At 39.8% G+C, this 18,762-nt stretch carries 11 protein-coding genes; all 11 read left to right on the plus strand.

The window, feature by feature from the left end:
- The first annotated feature begins 368 nt into the window (after window positions 1–368).
- Window positions 369–560: a YbxH family protein gene (locus ACFQZ9_RS10245; protein WP_498943684.1), complete on the plus strand. Its 192-nt coding sequence runs from the start codon at window positions 369–371 to the stop codon at window positions 558–560.
- 124 nt (window positions 561–684) lie between these two features.
- Window positions 685–750, plus strand: a complete 66-nt coding sequence (locus tag ACFQZ9_RS10250; protein ID WP_407921227.1) for a hypothetical protein — start codon at window positions 685–687, stop codon at window positions 748–750.
- 206 nt (window positions 751–956) lie between these two features.
- Window positions 957–3,539: a DEAD/DEAH box helicase gene (locus ACFQZ9_RS10255; RefSeq protein ID WP_498943685.1), complete on the plus strand. Its 2,583-nt coding sequence runs from the start codon at window positions 957–959 to the stop codon at window positions 3,537–3,539.
- A 402-nt stretch (window positions 3,540–3,941) separates the two neighbouring features.
- The gene (locus ACFQZ9_RS10260; RefSeq protein ID WP_498943686.1) at window positions 3,942–5,015 is read left to right on the plus strand and encodes a Wadjet anti-phage system protein JetD domain-containing protein; all 1,074 of its coding nucleotides are present in this window, start codon (window positions 3,942–3,944) and stop codon (window positions 5,013–5,015) included.
- Window positions 5,006–6,514: a hypothetical protein gene (locus ACFQZ9_RS10265; protein ID WP_498943687.1), complete on the plus strand. Its 1,509-nt coding sequence runs from the start codon at window positions 5,006–5,008 to the stop codon at window positions 6,512–6,514. Before ACFQZ9_RS10260 ends, ACFQZ9_RS10265 begins: the two co-directional genes overlap by 10 nt.
- Before the next feature lie 3 nt (window positions 6,515–6,517).
- Window positions 6,518–7,264, plus strand: a complete 747-nt coding sequence (locus ACFQZ9_RS10270; RefSeq protein ID WP_198313393.1) for a DUF6063 family protein — start codon at window positions 6,518–6,520, stop codon at window positions 7,262–7,264.
- Complete coding sequence (locus ACFQZ9_RS10275; protein WP_498943688.1) at window positions 7,242–11,705, plus strand: coiled-coil domain-containing protein; 4,464 nt, start codon at window positions 7,242–7,244, stop codon at window positions 11,703–11,705. The genes ACFQZ9_RS10270 and ACFQZ9_RS10275 overlap by 23 nt, the downstream gene beginning before the upstream one ends.
- Before the next feature lie 124 nt (window positions 11,706–11,829).
- Window positions 11,830–13,170, plus strand: a complete 1,341-nt coding sequence (locus ACFQZ9_RS10280) for a 3' terminal RNA ribose 2'-O-methyltransferase Hen1 (protein WP_498943689.1) — start codon at window positions 11,830–11,832, stop codon at window positions 13,168–13,170.
- 2 nt (window positions 13,171–13,172) lie between these two features.
- The gene (locus ACFQZ9_RS10285; RefSeq protein ID WP_498943690.1) at window positions 13,173–15,767 is read left to right on the plus strand and encodes a polynucleotide kinase-phosphatase; all 2,595 of its coding nucleotides are present in this window, start codon (window positions 13,173–13,175) and stop codon (window positions 15,765–15,767) included.
- 120 nt (window positions 15,768–15,887) lie between these two features.
- Window positions 15,888–17,162: a LysM peptidoglycan-binding domain-containing protein gene (locus ACFQZ9_RS10290; RefSeq protein WP_498943691.1), complete on the plus strand. Its 1,275-nt coding sequence runs from the start codon at window positions 15,888–15,890 to the stop codon at window positions 17,160–17,162.
- Between the two features lie 71 nt (window positions 17,163–17,233).
- Complete coding sequence (dacB, locus tag ACFQZ9_RS10295) at window positions 17,234–18,709, plus strand: D-alanyl-D-alanine carboxypeptidase/D-alanyl-D-alanine endopeptidase (RefSeq protein ID WP_498943692.1); 1,476 nt, start codon at window positions 17,234–17,236, stop codon at window positions 18,707–18,709.
- The last annotated feature ends 53 nt before the right edge of the window (window positions 18,710–18,762 follow it).

An 18,762-nucleotide genomic window follows, 5' to 3' on the forward strand; every position in this document is an offset into this window, starting at 1 on the left:
GATTTTTCTATAAAAAGGGAAAAGCAAAGGAGTTTCATTGCCCGGTTGAGCAGATTTTTCTATAAAAAGGGAAAAGCAAAGGAGTTTCATTACCCGTCAGAGCGGATTTTTCTATAAAAGGGGAAAAGCAAAGGAGTTTCATTACCCGTCAGAGCGGATTTTTCTATAAAAGGGGAAAAGCAAAGGAGTTCCATTGCCCATCAGAGCGGATTTTTCTATAAAAGAGGAAAAGACAACAAATTCCATTACCCCTAAAGCGGAAAGAAGCGGCCTAAAGGTTAAAACGCACTCCACAGTATTCACAAATCAAGGATGATTCCCCCAATATCTGCAAATACTAACCAAAACAAGGAAAAAGGAGCATGATGATGGGGGCTATCGAAAGAAGCGGTTACCGATTTGTACCGGAATATAGCGTTATCGCGCAAAATGGAGCTATCCATGTATATAATCACGAACATTTCATCGAGGAAATTAAATTTCAGTTTTCAGGAAAATTCCCGGAACTGGACCAAATCGGGGATTTAGTTGACCAATATTGCATCCAACATAATATTTAAGGGAACGCTTGTTCGATGTGGAAATTTATGCTATAATTAGAAATGCAATAGAATAGGATCTCTCAAGGGTGGTCGGATCACTCCTATCGAAAGGGGGTGATGCCGTTTGACAGTTTATGAAGCTTTGACGCTGGCAATTTCATTTGCAGGTCTCATTGTCACCGTGCTGTCATTTAACAAAAAAAAATAATCCACCCTTGAGCCGACAAGCATAAACGGTGGATTATCTCTTCCAATATGCCGACTCCCCATGGGGAACCGTCTATTGCATTGACCGAGTAGTTCTTCGTCATGCTCGGTCTTTTTTACTATACGATCTCTATGACCCCATTATACATAATAATAAGAAAAAAAGAAATCAGAAAAGATGCAAATTTTTAAGAGGAGACTAGCGATATGAGTAAATTAACTGTCATTTATCCTCAGGCGGTCGAACATACGAAAAAAAAGCTATATGAAGACATTGATCATTATTTGCAAACGAAAGAAACGATCCCAACCTTTGAACAATACCTCACCGATCGAAGTCAGTATACCGAACAAATCTGGATTAATGTTTGGCTGAATAAATCCACCAATGACGTTCCAAGGAATGAAAAGAAGGCATTTTTAAAAGAAAAAGGATTTGTTGTGGAAGGCATCGACCGGAAATTAATCAACAAACTGTTTCGAGATGAAATGCGGACATATCAGCCGTTTGATGCCTTGGAATGGCTGCAGGAAACCTTTGAAGGTGAAGAAGAAAAATGGTCAAAACGGTATCATCAAGCAAAGTCCGACTTTTTAAAACGGGAAGAAGAAAACAAACGGCAGGCTGAAAAACAGCTGCTGCAAAATGAAATCGATTCTTTTGCGGCAGAGTTTATCGAGGAAAATTATCAAAATTTCTACCTTTATATCCGAAGATTTGTTGCAGTTCAATTAGAAGCAGATTTCGAAAACAACCCTAAATTCCAATCCGTTGATACCTTTGCTCTTGAAGAAAAACTAGTCAACCAAGGGAATTTTGATCCGAATGCATATACCACGCTGGCAACATTTTTTGAGGAACTAACCGGCGACGTCCATAAAACGCTACATTGGGGCAGAAGCTTTTACGAATACGAAACCTATTTTTTCGTATATGAAGGCTTAATTTCTGACTATGTTTCTGAACTCTTGCCGCAAAAGGTATTAGAACAACTACCGGAAAAAATCCATCAACAATTTCAGGCTATCTTTAACGAAAATCTGACCACTTCTTTTGTGAAAAATTGTATTGAAAATCTTATATATGAGGTAGAGGAATATTTTACCCAGGATATCCAAGACGAATATGTTTCGGACCTCTTAAAACTTGTAGATCTTCCATTTGATTTAGAGGTTCACCGAGAAATTTTTGAAATAGATTTTGCGGAACGAGAACGAAAAAGAGCGGAAGAGGAAGCGGAATTACAACGAAAAAGAGAAGAAGAGGCCCGAATGATGGAGGATATTTTCGGCCAGGAATACAATCCATCTCTAGGCAGGCAAATTCGCTATATTCTCCACATAGGAGAAACCAATACGGGGAAAACGCACCATGCCCTTGAGCAGATGAAGGTAGCAGACAGCGGTATCTATTTAGCGCCGCTCCGCCTTTTGGCGCTTGAAGTCTATGATAAATTAAATGCCGAAGGAACACCCTGTTCCTTAAAAACGGGTGAAGAGGAAAAAATCGTTCCTGGTGCCAAACATATCTCCTGTACAGTTGAAATGTTCCATGAAAAAGAATCTTATGATGTGGTGGTTATTGATGAGGCACAAATGATCACGGATAAGGACCGGGGATTTTCTTGGTATAAGGCGATTACGAAAGCGAATGCCCGAGAAGTGCATATTATCGGCAGCCGAAATTCAAAAACGATGCTGCTTGAGCTTTTAGGTGATTCCGATATTGAGATCCATGAGTACAGCCGTGACACCCCACTCGAAGTGGAATCAAAGGAATTTCATATCAAGCACATTAAAAAAGGGGATGCGCTCATTTGTTTTTCAAGACGACGTGTGCTCGAAACAGCATCAAGGCTGCAAAATGACGGACATAAAGTCAGCATGATATACGGCAGCATGCCGCCGGAAACAAGGAAAAAGCAAATTGAGCAATTTAATGATGGAAAAACAAAGGTCATTGTCGCAACAGATGCGATTGGGATGGGATTAAACCTGCCCATCCGAAGAATTGTCTTTTTGGAAAATGAAAAATTTGATGGAACCAGAAGAAGGCTCCTTACTTCACAGGAAGTGAAGCAAATTGCCGGACGGGCCGGCAGAAAAGGGATTTATGATGTTGGAAAGGTTGCTTTTACAAATGATATCAAAACGATGCGCCGACTGTTAATGCAGGAGGATGAACCGGTTCATACCTTCGCGATTGCACCGACCAATTCCGTGTTTGAACGATTCCAGCGCTATTACCGCGATCTCGGGACTTTCTTTGAGCTATGGGGAAAATTTGAAAGCCCAAAGGGAACGAAGAAGGCATCTTTATCTGAGGAGCGGTCACTTTATCAGTTGATTGCCGGGACCGATATTGAAGCAAGACTTCCGTTAATGGATCTCTACGGATTTCTGCATTTACCTTTTTCTAAAAATGAACCGGTGCTAACAAAGCAATGGGAGCAAACGATGTATGCGATTATCGACGGGAGAGAACTTCCTGAGCCTATCGTAAAAGACCGCAGCCTTGAGGAGCTTGAACTTTCCTATAAGGCAGTCGGTCTCCACCTATTGTTTTTGTACCGTTTAGGTGAGAAAACGGAAGCGATATACTGGGAACGTCTGCGCGAAGAGGTCAGTGACCAGGTACAAGAACGGTTAAAAACCGATATCAAGAAATTTGTGAAAAAGTGTAAGAACTGTGGAAAAAAATTGCCTTGGGATCATGCTTTTCCGATTTGCGATTCCTGTCATGCTGCAAAATACCGCCGATATCGCCATGACGATGAGTTTGATTTTTAAAATCCACTGTTTTCGCAACGATTGTGGAATAAGCAATTAATATTGAGACCACCGAGTGTGGTCTGGCAGGTACGATTCCCAAGCAGTTCCGATCACTATAATCATTACTTACCGCACGGTGAATTTTTTCACTTATGCGGTTTTTTTTATTTATGTGTAATTTCTAACTTTTGTTTCCGGACTTTCCTAAGCAGATTTATGAAATTGGTGTGAGTATCATGAAATATTAAAGTTAAACAAGAAAATTCAAGGCGGTTCCTGTGTCCAGTGTATTGGTTATTTGCAATCTGCTATTCTTTTAAGAAAAATTCATTTACCAACAAAAATGCAACTAGTTTATAATAAAAGGTATCTAGAAATAGTATTAGTGGTCAATGCATGACACTAGGGAGATTTAAGTAGGTGAGTCCAATCGATGTTATTGAAACAAGGGTGAGAGGTTTTATTGGAGATATTCAACACCCTAAACAGAAAAAGAAAATAAATATTAACGATTTAGAAATTCAGTTGCGCAAGCTAATGGATGATTATTTTGAAATGGACGGTTATTCGTTGTTTTATCGCGCAATCGAAACATTGCAGGCGGAAGGTCAGCTAATCCCTATTCAAAATAATCAATACAATGGTAAAACACCAGCGCTTGCCTTGTATTACTGGGTAAATATAAAAGTTCAGGCAGACAAATGGGATCGGCTCGAGATGATGAAATTAAGTGATCGGTTTGATTTTTCCTATTATGAACGTCATCCCGAGTGGCAGACGAAAGACGAATGGCATCGAATCCAGAACGTATATACTTTTCTAAAATCCAGTTCGGAACGGGAAATCGTGTCATTAGAAGAAAGAAGCCTAGAGCTTTTTGGTCATGAAAAATTCTTAATTGATAGTGATAGCTTTCCTGATGGAAAAGGCTTTTTATCTAGACTTGGAATATCAGAAGACCAACTTAAAATGGTGAACTATGGGGAGCCCTTTGTATTTTGGATGAAACAAGGGAAAGAAATGAAAGATATTCAGCGGGTACTAATCGTCGAAAATCTATCTTTCTTTCATACTTCCATTAAATTATTGGAAGCGAATCAACTCGATTATGCACCTGAACTTATTATTTATGGGGAAGGGACCAAAATTGAACGGAGCTTTTCCTTTTTCTTTCGAATGTTTCCGCCAAAATCCTATCTTTTCTATTACGCAGGAGATCTTGATGCCGCAGGATACGGGATCCTCATTCGGCTTATTGAAAAATACCCGGATTGCTGTATTCAGCCTGCCTTAAAAATTTATCGCAAAATGCTAGAATGTATAGAGAAAAGGAATGACCAGAAAATCGGTCAAACCCAAAACCTCAAATACCGAGATCAATTTTTTCAATGGTTTACAGAAGATGATCAAGAACTACTTATGCAATTATGGAAAGAAAATAAGCGGATTCCACAAGAAGTCTTAAACATAGAAACATGGAGGAGATGGATGTGAACGAATCATGGGAAGGTTTCGGCAAGCGTTTGCAACGATTAAATCCACTGTTCGAGCTTGGTAGGGGAATGGAAGTAGGAGAATTGAAGCCTCATATCCAGACAATTCTTATGCAAGTGCTCCTTACCATTTTTTATCGAGAATTGAATGATGATGATCATCGGCGGAAATCAGATATTAAGTATATAGTAGAGGATTCCATTAAGCAGATGAAGCTTTTAGCAGAGGATAAACAAATTGAACGGATTACAAGCGGACTTTTATATCAGGGAAAAGAAGAGTATAGTAAACCGTTTGAGGCCTTATATTACGATGAAATAAGACAATCCTGGGAAACACAAACATTTCGATATGTCACGATGGATGAAATATATACGAATTTAGAGCTAGGCGGATCCATTGTTTATAAACTCACAGATGTTTCTCAAGAAATGATTTTTATGAGCAGGGAAATGGCGGAAGAATTCTCCATAACGATAGAGCAACTCTATAGTATGCAGCTGATTAAAAACGGTAATTTTAGAAAAGCTACTCGTAACCTCGATCACCTCATTTCACGCGTAAACCGCTTAATGGCAAAAGAATTCACATTCCAAAAGGAAATGATTAATAATCCCAAAATCTTATTGATTGAACAAGAATGGCAAAGGGCCGACAACCGTGTTGAAATTGAAAAGCAATTTGACGAAGAAAAAAATCACTTCCGGACCATTACTAGGATGATAGAAAAGACGAGACGTAGAAATGAAGAGGATGATTTTATTCAGAAAGAATTGATTCTTCTCCAAGAAAAAATTGGTCATACAAGGCAGTTGCATGATCGTTTTGCCAAACTAGTCATTCAAAATATCTCCTATGAGATGAAATTAAAGGCAGAAAACCCTTCATTGTTTTGGGAAACCAGCCTGGTATCCTTTCGCGAACATATTTATGAAAATATGATACTGAAGAAAGGAGTTCAGCGTTTCGAGACAATAGAAAGAGTCCTTTCCCCCTTATTTTCACCGAAAAATGAGTTTATCTTGCCGCTTGAATGGATTTGGGGGGAACAAGAATTTGATGAAAAACAACTAAAGGATGTTGTAATCGAAGAGGAGGCAGAAGTAAGCGTAACTCCTAAGCGAGTAACGGACTGGGCGTCTGTTATAAAGGCATGGAGTTATGTTTTCCAACATTTACAAACATACGGAGAGTTTTCATTAGCTGATTTATCAACACTGCCATTGGAAGTGCAGGATTTATGGTTTGAAGAATATGAAACGATTGATTTATGGATGATGTTTGATAAAAAGCCGCTGAAGGTTCAAGTGCTGCATCGGAAAGAAGAAACAATAAGTGACGAAAGGGAGATTCTTCTTTATAAATTAATGCAGGAATACCCACAATTTCAAGTGTTTGAAGGTTCGAAAATCTATACCATGTTTGATCATCGAGCAGAGCCATTTCTATGGTATCAAATGAAAATTACCCCGTTTAAAATATGTGTCCAGGAGGGATAATCGATGAATGCAGAATCAATCAAAAAAGCTTCTGCTGTCTATTTTACTCTATTAAAAGATAAAGTAATTGACGAAAATAGCGAGCACTTTCAATCGTATTTTGATCCGGAAGTAAGACAGACCGTTCTATTATTAGCAGACGAGTCAGGTACATATATCATCGAATCGCCTAAACGGATCCACTTAGTTGTCCAGCCTACCGGCTCCGTCTTTGCTACGAATTTTACACATTTGAAAGAGAAGCATAAGCAAGTCGAAACGAAAAAACACTTTCATCTTATTAGCGTCGTGATTATGTCTTTCTTAGCAGCGATTGACCGGAATCAGGCTGCAAAAATCCGCATGAAGCGGGAAGGAATTAGCTACTACTCATTAGAGAGGCAAGTAAACGACCTCATAATGAATTGGGATAGTATTCTAAAAGCAAAACCTAACTTCGGAGAAGAAGAACGAATCGATATGAAGGATGTTGTGACAACATGGAAATACATGGAGGTCGACACAGATGATTATGGTGTTAAAAAAGGCAATAGACGAACCAGAATTGGTTTAATCGCCAGCGCTATGCGCCTACTCGAGACGGAGGGGCTGATCGTCATTCTTGATCGGGATGATATTCCAAAGGTAATTCCTAAGAATGAGCTTTTTGAGCGTATTGAATACCTATATCATGATTACGACCGTTATGAATTACTAAAAAAATTAATGGCTACAGAGGAGGAGCAGCATGCCGAAAATCCATCGAATTAGAATTGTTGGCCTGAAGTATGATGGCATGCAAAAGCAATATAAAGACACCACTTTTAACTTCCATAATGAAGAGACATCAACAAATGGTCTCATTGCAATGATGAATGGCGGAGGGAAAGGGGTATTCTTGCAAACCATTTTCCAAATCCTTAAGCCTGGTACCTCATGGGGAAAACAAAATAATCGTTATTATCAACAGTTCTTTTTTAATAATAAAGAGCAATTTATTCCGTATACCTTTCATGTTCTTATTCAATGGGAATTGGACGGTTCTGACCGCAGGCATCTGGTAACGGGCGGCATGTTCTCAGCCGAACAGCGGATTTCGATGAACGAAGAAAGTGGAAATGAAAGCAAAACGTTAGAACAAGAAGCGAAGATCCTCCCTAATATTACCTTTTATACAAGAGAATTTGAAGGGAAAGAAGAGGTATCGCTTGAGCATATTCCACTCTATGAAAATGATGAGGTTGCTGAAACCGAAAGCTTGAAGGACTATTTAAAATGGAATGGATATGATGTTTACCGAGATACGAAAAAGCACTATCGCATTCTTGATACATACGGAATTAACCGTAAAGACTGGGATATTATGAAGGACATAAACAAGGATGAAGGCGGAGTTGGGAAATACTTTGAGGGATCTGAGGATGATCATTCGCTGTTCCAAAAACGAATCATTCCTACAATTAGCCAAGTCTTGCATCGGACGGAACATCAAAAGGACGATCTTGTGGAGATTTTCAAGAGTCAGGCAAGTATCGCGAAGGATTTGCCGGTTCTCTTAAAAAGAGAGCAAGCACATAAGGAATTTTTAGAAGATATTGTCCCTTTTGAAGAGAATCTAGCAAAAGGTGCAGCGCATAAAGAAATTGTTAATGGCAGTATTAAGGTAGGAAGACAACTGCTTGGAGCTTTGGAGCATTTGAAGCAATCGGAAGTGGAAGCGCTGATTACTTTAGAAAAAGACATTGAAGGATTAACGACCACACAAGCAGATTTACGCTTTCAAAAAGACAACCTAGACTACGCCAAAGCTCATAGAGAGGTACTAGATTGGGAGAAGAAATTAGTAGAAGAAAGGAATAAGCATACTTCCTTTCAAGCAATCGTTCAGGAGAAACAGGAAAGAAAAGAGCTGCTCGCCTTTCATGCCTTATTGAAAGAGTGGAGTGAAAACGAACAAAGTATTCGCACTCTTGCACAGCAGATTGCGACATTAGAACAAAATAGCGGCTTAGAGCAAGTGAATCAAAGAATGGATGAGATCAAAAAAGAAACTAAAATGCAATGGGAGCATTCTTATCTTTCCATACAAGAAGCTGTAAAGCAGTATTTGGGTTATCAAAAGTTTTTAAAGAAAAAAGGAAATGAACTTACGCAACAGGATAAACAAAAGACAAAAGAGATTGCTCAGCTTAGCAGTGAAATTGATTTTTTATATACACAAATCCATACATTTGAGACTAAAGAAGAAGCGCTCATCAAAGAGTTTGGCGACCGCATAACCTATGACTTAAAGGGCTTTACTGAGTTTCTTTCTAAACAAATTGATGACAAAAAGGCTTTGTTAGAAGAGTTGCAAGCAAAAGAGAAAGAATCTAGTGGGCGGCAAAATCAACTTGCCACTTTACATGGCACACTCGGTCAATCGATTCAGTTTTCAGAAGAAAAATGCGGAGAGTTAAAAACTGCAATTGAGGAGCAAAAGCCAAAAGAAACTAAACTATTAACTAAGCTCCATGGCTTATTAGATGATGTTACTGCACCGTTCACAAAAGCGCTTCTTTCGAAATATGCCATACAGATTGAAGAGGTCCTAGTAAATAATAGAGAACAAGGTGAACAAATTAAAAAAGACCTTTGGGAAATACAACTGGATCATTCCTTAAATGATGAGCACTTCTGGATTCCTAATAAAGATGTGAAGGAATTAAAGGAATGGATTGATGAAAAGACGGGCATTGATGTGTTTTATGGTACCCAATTTCTCCAATCCTTACGTGCAGAGGAAATGGCGAACCACCTTATGGCAAACCCACTTCTTCCATATGGAGTGGTCGTTAGCGGGCAACAATGGCAAAAAATTAATCAGCAGATTCTTTCGGGAAGAATGTTTAAAAGTCCTGTTCCGATTTTCATGCGTGAGGAAATGAACAACAAAAAGCAATCGCCATCCTTTGTGATCATTAACGGAACAGAGAAAGAGCTATTAAGTGATAAAATTCTATTTACCGACTGGAAAATAAAGATTGCTAAACAAATAGAAGAAAAGAAAGATACTCTTATTGAAATTGAAAAAACCGAAACTTCCTTACGCCTAATTTTAAAAGAAATTGATCGGTTTATCTCAAGTGAGCTTTGTATTGATCTCGAGAAATCTTTGACTAAAGAACAGAACGCTCTTCTTTCTAAGAAAACTGAATTACAAGATGTCACGACAAAACAGGAAAAAGAGAAAGAAATACAGCTTCAGCTAAATGAGCAGCGGCAAAAAGCAATTCGAAAGATAGATAAGCTTACAAGAGATGTGGAAACCTTAGAGGATTTTGATCAAGAAAAAACACTGCACCTAGTGAATAAACGGGTGAAACTAGAAAAAGAGAAGCAAAAGGAAACCTTGGTCAATAAACAATTAGAAATAGGAAAAGAGCATGAAAAAATTGTTGAACTACAAAACCAGTGGAATCAAACCTATTTAGAATGGAAGCTTACAAACGAACAAAATATAAAGGAGATCGCCGTCTTTATTGAAACAGCGGCATTTCCTGTTGATGAAAAAGCGGAGCAATGTGAAGAAGTCCCACGTTTATCACCACATTTATTAGAAGAGATAAATGGTAGCATCAGAGAGTTAATACAACTTCAAAAATCAAAAGAAGAACAGGCTAAAGAATTACTGGTTATTCAAGCAAGAAAAGAAACAGAACAAAAGCAACAAAAGAAATTCGAGAAAAAACTTGATGCGCTTAACAAAGAATGGCATAAAGCTCCGGTACCAGATGAACCTATTAGTATATTAGAAAATATGCTGCAAACCGCACAGAAGGAAGCGAGAGCAGCAGAAAAAGAAGAACGGGAACAAGGTACAGCTGTTACAGTGGCAGAAACGTCCCTAAAGCATGCGACTGAACAACGTGTCAAGTCAGGTAAAAAAGTAGCAAAACTTGAAAAACAGCCTGAAGAATGGGAAGACCTTGACTTAGAAGTAAAGGAAGTCGAAATAAAAGACCAAACGAAAAAAACGATAGAAGAAAAAAAGCAGGCGGAAAAGCGCCAAAAAGAAATAGAAGCAAACATTACTGGTTATGAAGGGGATTTGTTAACATTATCCGTTATCCTTAAGGAGGAAGCTCTAGCATTTACGGATTCGGATTTAGAAAAAGTTAAGAGTCAAGGAAAAGCCTGTATCTTATCCTGGTGTGAAGAGCAACAAGCAATACAGGAAGATGGACAGGAGAAACATGCAAAAATCGAACAATCCTTGCGTAATTTAAAGCTATCAGTTGAAGGAAAAGATTGGGAGATTCGTTTTAAAAATGATGTGTTAACCACATTAGATCATATGGATACGAGGCATTATTCGCATATTCAAAGCATCGTTCAAAATATGAAGCGTTTTTCTCAAAGTGGATTGGAACAATTAGAACGTGACAAGGAAAGGGCAGAAAAGGCTCAAAACTTCTGGGCAAGCCGTGCCAGCATGAAAGTCATGAGCATTTCAGAGGCGATTCGTTCCATGATTGCAAAAATGAAGCTGAAAAATGAACGAGGAAACTTTCCTCTCGTCCAGCTAAAAGAAGACATTTTGCCTAAAAAGGCTGAAGATATCGAGCCGCTGCTTAAGCAGCATTTTGTCGCTGCCATAAACAAAATTACCAAACAATTTGATGTGATTGATAGTAGTAATCAAGCTGTAGACCAAGAAATAAAACAACTCATTAGCGATGAGCAAATATTGTTTGTATCTTTGCGGAATCGGTATCCTGAGCTACTCGTCTATAATATGCGAACGGATAATGCCTTTATGTACGGGAAACCGCAAAGAGAGCATTATTCAACCTGGCAGACCATTAATCAAGGTTCAAAGACGAAATCCGATGGTAGTGGAGGTCAAAAGCTATCAGCCCGAATGGTAATGATGATGATGTTATTATCAGTTAAAAACGAGACCGATCAAAGCTGGGTTCCTTTAGTCTGTGATAATCCATTCGGACAAGCTGCGTCGGCACATGTCCTTGATCCGATATTCTCCGTTGCCGAAAAACTGAAGTTCCAATTCATCGTCGTCACTCCGCCCGAACTAGTGAAAACGGAAATCAGCCAAAGATTTGATGCCTATTATAAATTGGACTTTATTCGCGAAAAAGGAAAAGAAATTGTAACAGATACGATTGTTCCGGCATTTCGGATATACCAGGAAGCTGAAGTAACTCTTTAAGTTGAATCAATGATAGTGCTCAAAATGCCACACAGTCTTGTGTGGCATTTTTCTTCTGCTTGGCAATCATTCCTTATATATGAAATAATGGGAAAATAATACACCGTAAAGTGAGGTGCAGTACATGCAGCTTTCATTCACTGTAAGGGGGCAGGGGGCGGAAGCCGTTTCCTATCTTCTTGCTAAAAATCCAAATAATCTTTATGAACGGGATGAAAAGGGCTTTAAAACCCGAATTGTCTACACAATCTTTACACCGAATGAGGTCCAACTTCTGATTTATGTAAAATCGGACGCTATTGATTTAGTACGGAACTCAGCGGAATTATATGATATTACCTCCTACATAAATGATCGCGAGTTTGCGGTTAGCAGTATTTTCACTTCAGCCATTCGTAAAGCACTGGGCACTGCTTTAAATGGGAAACCACAAGAAGAATATTTGAAGTGGGTACAGCATCCCTTTGAAATAGAACTAGCCTTTGGTCCGGTTGCGACTGATTTAAAGGATGAGGAGGTTCACGCATTATTCGAACCAAACGACTATCAGGTAAACCTTGAACGCGGCGTGGCAAATAAGAAAATTCATGAAAAAAGCTCGGCAAAATTTATTACCTTAAAAGGGCGGCAGTCCCTTCAAAATGCCCTGAAGCATGTGTTTATTCTCATCCCGGTGATGGATAACTATAAGCATTATTTTATTGATGAAAAAGAAATAGAAAAACTAGACCGATACGGGGAAGGGTGGCTTGAAAACCATCCGTTAAAGCAGTTGATTGTAAAACGTACATTAAGATTTGAAAACCTGATTTCACAGTCAAAGTTTTTTGAGCCGGAGCCTTCTAAGACTGAGCTGCCAAAGGTTCGCTTAAATGACCTTCGCTATCAGGCGATAATTGATTCTATTAAAGGATTACCAAACAAAGAAACGATTATTGACCTTGGTTCCGGTGAAGGAAAGTTATCGACCTTGCTTGGTTTTGTAGACGGAGTAATGGAGATTCTTGCGGTAGAGCCCTCGAATAAAGCTCGGTTACGTGCCTTGGACCGGTTTCATCAAGCGAAAGAACAAGCTGGGTTTCTCGAACCTACAACAATGGCGGGGTCACTGTTTTATTTTGACGAGCGTTTGCAAAATAAAAACATTATGATTTTATGTGAAGTCATTGAACATATCGATGAAGCTCGGTTGGGGAACATTTTTAAAATGATCTTCCATGATTATCGCCCACAGGTCCTAATCGTTACGACACCCAATCAGGAATACAATGTCGTCTATGAAATGGACGTGGAGATGCGGCATAATGACCATCGCTTTGAATGGACACGAAATGAATTTCAGCAAAAATGCGCCGAGTGGATAGAAGGAACTTCTTATCATGTTCAATTTCATGGGATTGGTGAGGAGCATCCAACCTTTGGTAAGCCGACACAAATGGCGATATTTACAAGGAAGGAGGGATGATGATGAGGACTATTCATTTGCCCCATACAGGGATTGTGTTATTTGTCGGACCTTCCAATTCGGGAAAAACAACGGTTTTAAATCGCTTAATCGCTGAAAAAGTAATTCTGCCCTCTGAAGTCGTGAGTTCGGATCAGTTCCGCGTTCTTGTTAGTGATGTTGAATATATCACTTGGAATGATCGGCCGAGGGATGAGGCTGATGCATTATATGATGAATACAACCAAATTTCTAAAGAGGCTTTTCAGGCAATGGATTTTTTAATTGAAAAACGCTGCCGACTCAATAAATTAACTCTGATTGATGCCACGCACTTACGGGTGGAAGATCGCGAGCGGTACCTGGAAATTGCAAAAAAACACCATGTCCCGGCCTCAGCTACCGTGTTGAACGTTCCAGAAAAAGAACTGCTAGAAAGGGATTCAGAAAGGGAATTCCCACGCGGGAAGAAAAGAATTAAACAGCAGTTTCAACAGTTCCAAAAAACACTTCGTTCGATAAAAAAAGAAGGCTTCCAACGATGTTATATTTTAAATGAGGAAGAGATCCAGGCTTTAGAAGTACATCGTTTAAAAAATCCACTTGTAATCGATGTGGGTAATGGAATTGATTTGATCGGCGACATTCATGGATGTTATGACGAGTTTATTGAATTATTGGGAAAGCTTGGATATTTGGAAAATCAGGAAGGGTACTATGTCCATCCGGATGGGCGAAAAATTCTTTCGTTAGGGGATGTAATGAGCCGCGGACCTCGCTCCATTGATACCTTGCAATTTTTCCATAAGCATGTCGAAGCAGGTCTGGCTTATATGATTGACAGTAACCACGGCTGGAAAATTGCCCGCTGGCTAGATGGGCGTCAAGTAACGCTCGCTCATGGCGATGAAAAGGTTGAAGCTGAGTTTGAAATCTTTGAAAAACAAGCTGGAAAAGATGCTGTTGACCTATTAAAGAAGCAAGTAAAAGAAATGCTTTTAGAGGCAAAATCGCATTATATTATCCAGAAAAATGGCGTAAATGTCGCCGTTGCCGTCCATGCCGGTATTAAAGATTACTATATTGGCAAGCAATCCCCAAGGATTTCCGACTTTTGCCGGTATGGTGATACGGATGGCCTGGATGAAAACGGGAAACCGCTGCGAAAGGATTGGACGCTTAACCATAAATCAAGTGAGCTAATTCTTTGGGGGCATGACCCGAAACCGCAGCCCTTGCAAATCAATCATACCTTGAATATTGACCAGGGGGTCGTATTTGGAGGTAGGTTAACGGCAATCCGCTATCCTGAAATGGACTTGGTTTCAGTGAAAGCGAAGCAAGATTATGCTAATGTCCCTGACAATCCTTTACGAGAATGGGAAAGCAAAAGGCTTGCCCCACCGAATATCCGTAAATTTATTGATGGATTTGCTGTTTCGACAGAGCAAAACAGGCATATTGCGATTGCTGCCGATGGAGTCAAGTCTGCTTTAGATGATCTTTCTCATTTTACCGTACCGATTGAGGAAATCCCTTATATTCCGCCAACGATGAGCCCAACGCCAAAGCCATCAAGATTAGTGGGATATTTAGAGCATCCATTGGAAGCATTTGAATATTATCAAGCGAATGGCATCAATAAAATGGTCGTCGAGAAAAAGCATATGGGCAGCCGCGGCATTTTGTTTCTTTTTAAAAATAAACAAGTAGCTAAAGAGTATGTGGGCAGGGAAACATTGGGGACCATTTATACCCGAACAGGAAGGCCATTTTTTCAAAAAGATTTAGGCGAACGGATTTTGGAGATGCTTAATCGCGACTTAAGCTGGTATTTTGAAAAATACAACACCAATTTTGTCCTGCTTGATGCCGAAATTCTCCCGTGGAATTTGAAGGCAAAGGATTTGATTCTTAATCAATATGCGCATGTTGGGGAAATGGCGTTGCTGGATCGGAAGAAGATTAAGCAAATGCTTGAAAAGGCGATTGAAAATGGTAAAGATGTGACGGAGTGGATTCAGGAAACGAAGGTGGAGCTAGTGGAAGCGGAGATATTTAATGAAGTCTATCAAAACTATTGCTGGGAAACAGAAGGAATAGAAGGAATTCAAATTGCTCCATTCCATACCCTTGCCCATAGTAATCAATCGTTTTTCGACCAACCGCATGTATGGCACATGGAAAAGAATCGTGAGTTTAGCCGACTTTCTTCCTTATTTATAGAAACGGAATATCTTGTGGTAGGGGATGAGGCTTCGATGGAGGCTGCGATTAAATGGTGGGAGGAAATGACGGAAAATGGTCATGAAGGTTTTGTGGTGAAACCTGAAAACTTTGTGGCCCGCCATAAAGGAAAACTCCTCCAGCCGGCCATTAAAGTAAGAGGACGCAAGTATTTGCATATTATTTACGGGATAGATTATTTAAAGCCTGAAAATTTGGTGAGATTAAAACAAAGAAATGCCGGGAAAAAGCAGCGTAATGCCTTGAAGGAATTCTGCCTGGGGCTTGAAGCGGTTCAGAGATTTGTCGAGCGGGAGTCATTGGAAAGAGTGCATGAATGTGTGCTGGGCGTGTTGGCGCTCGAGGCGGAGCCGATTGATCCGCGGTTATAAATTAGGGAAATACGTAGTTCTATTTTCTCTTAATTAGTTAAAAATATCTTCACCCGCTCTAGTATATTAGCAAATCATCTCCATAAGATGGTTAAAAGGATACAGAAAAGGTGTGATGATATGGCGGTACATGTGGTTCGTAAAGGTGAGAATTTGTGGGGGATATCCACGATGTACCGGATACCCCTGCAAACCGTTGCCCAAGTAAATGGTTTAACTTCTACAACATCCCTCGTACCCGGCCTTGCACTTTATATTCCAGATAAACTAATGCCCATTCGCTATTACCGTATAAAAGCTGGGGATCATATTTGGCAATTAGCTAATCAATTTAATACGAGTACCGCTGCGATTCTAGCAGCCAATCAGGGTATTAACCCAAATCGGCTAGTTATCGGTCAAATCATTGCAATTCCCTCACCTATAAAAATGGAAATAGCAACCCTTGGCTTTATTGTTCCGTCTGCAATAGGAGATATTCTTTCCACACTTGATACCTTGGCTAACCAACTAACCTATTTAGCAATCGTTGCCTATTCCTTTACGGAAGAAGGCTTTGCTTTTAATGAGATTGAGGATTCTGACATCGTAACAAAATGCAATAAATTGAACATTACCCCTTTATTGATGATCCGAAATTATACGAAAGGTGACTTTAGTGCTGAGCTGGCAGGTAAGGTGTTAGAAAATCCAGTTTATCGGCAGAATTTAATTGCAAGTATTGTTAACTTAACCATTCAAAGAGGTTTTGGCGGGGTGAGTATCGATCTTGAATTTATTCCTCCGCCAAGGCGTCAGGACTTCAATAAATTTCTAAATGATTTAAAAACGGCATTAGGAACTATGATTCTTCATGTGAATGTTCATGCCAAGACGGCTGATATTCCGACCAATCGCATTATTGGTGCTTATGATTATATGGCGATTGGAAATGCAGCTGACATTGTGGCTGTTATGACCATTGATTACGGTTATCCAACAGGCCCGCCTGATCCGATTGCTCCTATTACTTGGATGGAGCAAGTCGTCCGTTATTCACTTACGCAAATCAATCCGCAGAAGCTGCAAATCGCTCTGCCTCTTTATGGGTATGACAAAATAGCTTCTACTCATGCAACACATGCTTTATCTGTTCTTGCCGCTCAAAACCAAGCGATTGCAACAGGTCAACAAATTCAGTTCGATATTACCGCGAAATCGCCATGGTATCGTTATTGGAAAAATAATGAGGAGCATGTGGTCTGGTTTGAGGATATTCGAAGTTATCTGGAAAAATATAAATTAATGGACGTATATTTGCTTTTAGGAACTACCTTTTGGCAATTAAGCCTGCCCGCTCCACAAAATTGGGAATATCTTAATCAAAATATATCGGTTGTAAAAAATATAATTTAAGTGGTCTGGCAATTTTTTTTCGAAAACTTTTGGACAAACTCTAAAGGAAAAAAGGAGGTTTGAAAAAAGGCTTGAATAAAAGAGTAAAAAATTCGCTGCTTATATTATTTCTTTTCATTTCTGCTACGGTACCATACATACTCGAAAACCCGGTTGAGGCCAGAGCCCCTGTGTCACTGGACCAAAAATTAAATCAACTCATCATGAATGAACCTGCTTTAGGCGGTGCCATTGCAGGAATCAGTGTGCGGTCAGCATCATCAGGGCAAATCATTTATGACCACATGGGGAATACCCGTCTGCGAGTGGCTTCAAATATGAAATTGTTGACCGCGGCTGCGGCATTAAATGTTTTGGGGGAGAATTACCGCTTTAATACAGAAGTGCTGACAAAAGGCAGGATAAAAGGAAAAACCTTGTATGGCAGCCTGTATTTAAAAGGAAAGGGCGACCCAACCCTTTTAAAAGCGGATCTTGACCACATGGCGGAGCAGCTTAAACTGAGTGGGATTGTTAAAGTTAAGGGTAACCTGATTGGGGATGATTCCTATTTTGATCATGTCCGTTATTCAACCGATTTACCTTGGTCGGATGAAACCACCTACTATGGTGCGCAAATTTCCGCTTTAACCGTTTCACCTGATCAGGACTATGATGCAGGAACGATTATTGTACGGGTTAAGCCGGGCAGTCAAAAGGGAATGAAACCAACAGTATCGATGTCGCCGAAAACAAACTTTGTAAAAATAGTCAATCGAGCGGTTACCGGGGTTTCTGACTCTAAAAAGGATCTTAAAATGGAGCGGGGACACGGGAATAACATCATCACGATTTCCGGAGGCATTCCCTTGAATAGCAAAAACGAACGGGAGTGGGTAGGCGTTTGGGAACCAACTAATTATACGCTCGCATTATTTAAACAATCTCTTTCCGAACATGGAATTAAATTAACAGGAAAAATTAAAACAGGGAAAACGCCTAAAGACGCTATAGAGCGAGTCGGTCATTCCTCGATGCCGCTTTCCGAGCTGCTCGTTCCCTTTATGAAGTTAAGCAATAATGGCCATGCTGAGGTTTTGACAAAGGAAATGGGCCGAGTGGTGAAAGGTGAGGGAAGCTGGGAAAAAGGTCTTGAGGTCATTCAAAATGAGCTTCCAAAGTTTGGGGTCAACCCGAAGACAATGCTGCTCAGGGATGGATCCGGTATATCCCATGTGAATTTAATACCAGCCAATCAAATTTCACAATTGCTATATTCTGTCCAAAACAAATCTTGGTTTCCTATTTTCCTGAATTCACTGCCGGTCGCGGGTGAAAATGAGAAAAGGGTAGGGGGATCCCTAAGATACCGTTTAAAGACCCCGTTAACAAAAGGTAAGGTTTGGGCTAAAACAGGGACGATTAGCACCGTGACTTCCTTATCCGGATACGTTCAAACAAAAAGCGGAGAAAAGCTGATTTTTTCCATTTTGTTGAATAATTTGTTGGATGAGAAAAAAGGAAAGAAGATTGAAGACAGGATTGTTGAGCTATTGGCGGGTTCGTAAAAAGGGTGAAGGAATTTCTAAAGAGGTTCCTTCTCCTAGCGTAAAACCTGAAG

This window comes from Neobacillus sp. GCM10027624, assembly GCF_042675345.1.
GTDB classification, from domain to species: Bacteria; Bacillota; Bacilli; order Bacillales; family Cytobacillaceae; genus Neobacillus; species Neobacillus cucumis_D.

Bases quoted from the DNA above. Each gene is read 5' to 3' on its own strand.
- ACFQZ9_RS10245 (WP_498943684.1), top strand. From the start codon at position 369: ATGGGGGCTATCGAAAGAAGCGGTTACCGATTTGTACCGGAATATAGC.
- ACFQZ9_RS10255 (WP_498943685.1), top strand. From the start codon at position 957: ATGAGTAAATTAACTGTCATTTATCCTCAGGCGGTCGAACATACGAAA.
- ACFQZ9_RS10265 (WP_498943687.1), top strand. From the start codon at position 5,006: ATGGATGTGAACGAATCATGGGAAGGTTTCGGCAAGCGTTTGCAACGA.
- ACFQZ9_RS10270 (WP_198313393.1), top strand. From the start codon at position 6,518: ATGAATGCAGAATCAATCAAAAAAGCTTCTGCTGTCTATTTTACTCTA.
- ACFQZ9_RS10275 (WP_498943688.1), top strand. From the start codon at position 7,242: ATGCCGAAAATCCATCGAATTAGAATTGTTGGCCTGAAGTATGATGGC.
- ACFQZ9_RS10280 (WP_498943689.1), top strand. From the start codon at position 11,830: ATGCAGCTTTCATTCACTGTAAGGGGGCAGGGGGCGGAAGCCGTTTCC.
- ACFQZ9_RS10285 (WP_498943690.1), top strand. From the start codon at position 13,173: ATGAGGACTATTCATTTGCCCCATACAGGGATTGTGTTATTTGTCGGA.
- ACFQZ9_RS10290 (WP_498943691.1), top strand. From the start codon at position 15,888: ATGGCGGTACATGTGGTTCGTAAAGGTGAGAATTTGTGGGGGATATCC.